The organism is Planktotalea sp., from assembly GCF_039984035.1.
Lineage (GTDB): Bacteria > Pseudomonadota > Alphaproteobacteria > Rhodobacterales > Rhodobacteraceae > Planktotalea.
In genome coordinates this window covers 1-4040 of record NZ_JBDWVM010000311.1, presented here as the reverse complement: position 1 = coordinate 4040, position 4040 = coordinate 1, and the positions used below count along the sequence as shown (strand labels likewise).

General features: G+C 52.8%; 7 protein-coding genes. 3 read left to right on the top strand and 4 right to left on the bottom strand.

Annotation, left to right across the window (positions count from 1 at the left end; all coding sequences use genetic code 11):
- A partial coding sequence (locus tag ABJQ89_RS14125; protein WP_348496829.1) for a molybdopterin-dependent oxidoreductase occupies nt 1-516 on the bottom strand: 516 nt, incomplete at its 3' end.
- Between the two features lie 147 nt (nt 517-663).
- On the opposite strand from ABJQ89_RS14125, the gene ABJQ89_RS14120 reads away from it, so the two are divergent.
- A complete protein-coding gene (locus ABJQ89_RS14120) occupies nt 664-1374 on the top strand; it encodes a GNAT family protein (protein WP_348496828.1) in 711 nt (236 codons plus the stop codon).
- Here the strand turns inward: ABJQ89_RS14120 and ABJQ89_RS14115 are convergent.
- The gene (locus tag ABJQ89_RS14115) at nt 1371-2090 is read right to left on the bottom strand and encodes a response regulator (RefSeq protein ID WP_348496827.1); all 720 of its coding nucleotides are present in this window, start codon (nt 2088-2090) and stop codon (nt 1371-1373) included. The two genes, ABJQ89_RS14120 and ABJQ89_RS14115, sit on opposite strands and share 4 nt — an antisense overlap.
- A 145-nt stretch (nt 2091-2235) precedes the next feature.
- Between ABJQ89_RS14115 and mce the strand changes: the two genes are divergently transcribed.
- Nucleotides 2236-2640 (top strand): methylmalonyl-CoA epimerase, encoded by a 405-nt coding sequence (mce, locus tag ABJQ89_RS14110; RefSeq protein ID WP_348496826.1) that lies wholly within the window; start codon nt 2236-2238, stop codon nt 2638-2640.
- A complete protein-coding gene (locus ABJQ89_RS14105; protein WP_348496825.1) occupies nt 2640-2918 on the top strand; it encodes a DUF1467 family protein in 279 nt (92 codons plus the stop codon). Before mce ends, ABJQ89_RS14105 begins: the two co-directional genes overlap by 1 nt.
- Here the strand turns inward: ABJQ89_RS14105 and ABJQ89_RS14100 are convergent.
- Both ABJQ89_RS14100 and ABJQ89_RS14095 read right to left on the bottom strand, forming a co-directional pair.
- Complete coding sequence (locus ABJQ89_RS14100; protein WP_348496824.1) at nt 2890-3591, bottom strand: EI24 domain-containing protein; 702 nt, start codon at nt 3589-3591, stop codon at nt 2890-2892. The two genes, ABJQ89_RS14105 and ABJQ89_RS14100, sit on opposite strands and share 29 nt — an antisense overlap.
- Nucleotides 3588-4040: nitroreductase family protein (locus ABJQ89_RS14095; protein ID WP_348496823.1), on the bottom strand; the 453-nt coding region annotated here is incomplete at its 5' end. The genes ABJQ89_RS14095 and ABJQ89_RS14100, both read right to left, overlap by 4 nt.

Sequence of the window (4040 nt, the reverse complement as noted above, 5' to 3'; positions counted from 1 at the left end):
CTCTAGAACAGGCGATTTTTGACCGAACATTTCCTCAGGACGGTAGAGCGTTTCAAAAGCCACGTATTTCGCTGAGGACTGAACACCCGCAAGATCAAGCATGTCTTTCAGCTCAAACCCATTCCAAGGCACGACCATGGACCAAGCTTCAACACAGCGGAACCGATAGATACGTTCTTCCACTGTCATCTTCGCCATGATGTCTGCAAAATCATATTCGCCTGGCTTGTCGACAAGACCATCGATCGTAACCGTCCAAGGCGTCGTTGTTAGCTTATGAGCATTTCGAGCAGGATCATCTTTGCCCGTACCGAATTCATAAAAGTTGTTATAGCTGGTGATGTCTTCATAACTGTTTGGCGTCAGCGCCTCTTGTGCGAGAGCCGCGCGTGGGCCACCAATCGCCGTAGCGAGGCCGAGACCGGCAGCACCCGCCATAAGTTGTCGACGGTTCATGAATTGAGAATGATCCGTTACATCTGAATCTTTCAGTACGTTTTTCCAGCGATACGCCATCTAAGAACTCCTTTTGTTGCACTATACATAGCGAGAAAGGTGTTTCAGACCAATGGGGCCTCTCTCACAATGCCGTGCCGACTCTGCAACAAAGTGGGTTTCGCTTCGTCACGTTTCGATGCACAGTTTGAGGGGAGGGACCTTAATATGAATGATCGACCGATAGGACCGCGCGTTCCAGATTGGACACCGCCCCCTGCCCCGCAGGCCATGGCGCTTGAGGGGCGCTATTGTCGTCTTGAGCCGTTGAATGCGGAAAAGCACGCGGCTTTGTTATTCAATGCATTCGAAGGCCAAGATGCGCATTATGATTATCTGCCTGCTGGCCCCTTTCATTCGGCAGCCCAATATCACCGATGGGTCAAGGAAGTGACGGCCGATCCGTCCAATCTCTTTTTTGTGGTCTATGATTTGAGCCAGCAAGCCTACCTTGGCGTGCTCAGTTATCTACGTATTGCGCCCGCTGCTGGGTCTATCGAGGTCGGTAACATCAACTTTTCCCCCGCAATGCAGCGCAGTCCTGTGTCTACAGAAGCGATATACCTTACAATGCAATGGGCCTTTGACGCTGGGTATCGAAGGTTTGAATGGAAGTGCAACGCACTCAACACACCTTCCCGACGTGCAGCGCAGCGGTTAGGCTTTAGTTATGAAGGCGTCTTTCGCCAAGCGATGGTTGTCAAAGGACGTAATCGCGATACCGCATGGTTTGCGATGATAGATCAAGAATGGCCCGCGCTAAAAGAAGCTTACCGTGTCTGGCTCGACCCAAACAACTTTGATCAAGACGGCCGCCAACATGAACGCCTCGGGGACCTGACCGGTCTTGTGCGTGTCAGCTCTGATCCCACGCTCTAAATTGCCATCTCTGTTGTGATCCGATCCTGAACCAATCCAGCCAATCGCGCCTGATGCGCGTGAATTGCGCCGCCCTCAGATCGGGCGCGCACAACGCGAAACGCGGCGCGATCCAACTGATCATCTTGCGCGCTTTTGGCGATGCCTTGCACAAAGCGCGCGACATACTCCAGCGTTTTCATATCCGTATCTGACGTTGTGAGCAGTTCAGCGGCGTGTGCCATGTCATCGCGGTAGGCCATAACATCAGGCACCACCTCTTCATCAGTAATCTGTCGCAGACCAAGCGGGCGCAAATCTTCAGGCAGCGCGCGCAAAATCGCGGATTGAAACCCGCTCAAACGACCAAGCGGTTTCGCGAGAAACCCGTCCGCCCCCGCCGCCAATGCAATCGCTTCATTCATGTCATCACCACTGGTTGCGAGTATTGCGGAAATACGCGGTTCAACTTCTGTGAGTTCTTGAATGAGTTCAGCGCCTGATCCATCTGGTAGGCCCATATCAATAATGACCGCAGTCGGACGATAGACTTGCAAGTGTCGCCTCGCGGACTTCAAACAATCAGCGCGCCGAATACGGGCACCGCTTCGCAAGCAAAGCAATCGCATCGCATCGCAGGCATAGCGACTGTCCTCCACAACAAGAATGGTCAAACCCAGCAGTGGGCGTGACGCAGTCGGGGCTGGTGTTAGGGCTGCGTATTCAAGCTCATTCATAGCACTCTCACATCTTTGGCAACTGTCAAGAAAGCTAGAACAACGATACTAACAAGCCGTTAAGCCCCCCGCGTCTTTGCGCCGCTTGTCGCGCCTGTGCTGTGCATCATATATGTGGCAACACTTATATACTGGAGACGAACGAATGATCGGACGACTAAACCACGTTGCCATTGCCGTGCCTGACCTCGACGCAGCCGCTGCGCAATATCGCGATGCGCTTGGTGCAAATGTTGGCGCACCTCAAGACGAACCAGACCATGGTGTTACTGTTATCTTTATTGAACTGCCGAACACCAAGATCGAACTGCTTTACCCACTTGGCGATGACAGCCCGATCAACGGCTTTCTGGAAAAGAACCCGGCAGGCGGCATTCACCATGTATGCTACGAAGTCGACGACATCATCGCAGCACGCGATCATCTCGTTGCGTCTGGTCTGCGTGTGCTCGGAAATGGTGAGCCAAAAATCGGCGCCCACGGCAAGCCCGTGATCTTCCTGCATCCAAAAGACATGAACGGCACTTTGACAGAGCTTGAGCAAGTCTAATGGGTATCACATCAGCGCTCGTTCTTTTCGCCGTTATCTGGTTCATGACCTTTCTGATCGTGATCCCGATCCGCCTTCAAACCCAAGGAGACGTGGGCGAGGTTGTTCCAGGCACACATGCTGGCGCGCCGGAACATCATAACCTCAAGAAGAAGGCGCTGATCACAACCGCGATCAGCATCGTACTATGGTGCATTATCGCCGGCATTATCCTGTCTGGCATCATCACGGTCCGAGACCTTGATTGGTTCAACCGGATGAGCGCACCCGCTGTGTAGCGTGGAATAAATGCGTAAAGGTTGCCGCGCCTAAGATCGGGATGAACAAGTTCAAGAGTGGCACTGTCAGCGGCAGTGCCATCAAACAACCAGCTAGCCAGATCGTGCCAAAATGTTCTTTACGCGCCTGCTTTGCACCCGCGCGCCCAAGTCGGCGCATTGCTGCGATCTGGAAATATTCCCGCCCTAACAAAAATCCGTTGAGCGCCCAAAAGATGAAAATCGCTGCGAAGGGCAACATTATATACAGCAGGATCGCCACGACGTTCGCGCCGATGAGAAGTCCCAAAAAATTGATCGTATCGCGGATCGTTTCATACATCGGCGTTGGCTTGACGGTCGGCAAAGTCGGATAGTGTTTCGCTTCCACTGCGGATGCAACCTCATCCAAAAACAAAGATGTAATCGCAGAGGCGACAGGCACCATCAGAAACGTCGATAGAAACAACATCAAGAACAGCGAACCCCAACCGAGCAAATCGCCGATCCAAGTCACTTCTCCGACAATGGGGAGCGTTAAGCCTTCACCGACTGATTCATTCATGATCGTCAGGAACAGCGCGTAAAAGCCAACGAGCAGTGCTATCGTTAGTCCGATACCAAGGAACAAAACACGGCGAAATCGCGGATCGCCCATTTGTGCGACCGCTTTAAAGAAAGAGGATAAGATCATGCGTCTGTCCACGTCGTTATCGCATCAAGGTCGGGACGCGGGCGTTCAGGTGGTGCCATTTTCTCGGTTCCAATATGAATGATGCCAGCAACACGTTCATGTTGCTCCAATCCAAATCCCGTTTCAATGAATTCACGATCATGCGACGGCCAACCAGAGAGCCAATTCGCCCCCCACCCGCTCGCCAATGCGGCATTGAGCAGAGCTAAACAAACACCACCAACTGCATAGGTCTGTTCAAGCGCGGGCACCTTTTCGGATGGCTTTTGAACCTCGACAACAACAATGGCCAAATTGCCCGTCGCAAATTGCGCCGCTCCTTTGGTCTGTTTTTCATCGTCATAGCCTAGCGCTTCGCCGCGCTTTTTCGCCAACTCCGCAAGACGATCCATCGCCGCGCCTTCGATCACGATAAAGCGCCACGGTTCCAGCTTGCCATGATCCGGCGT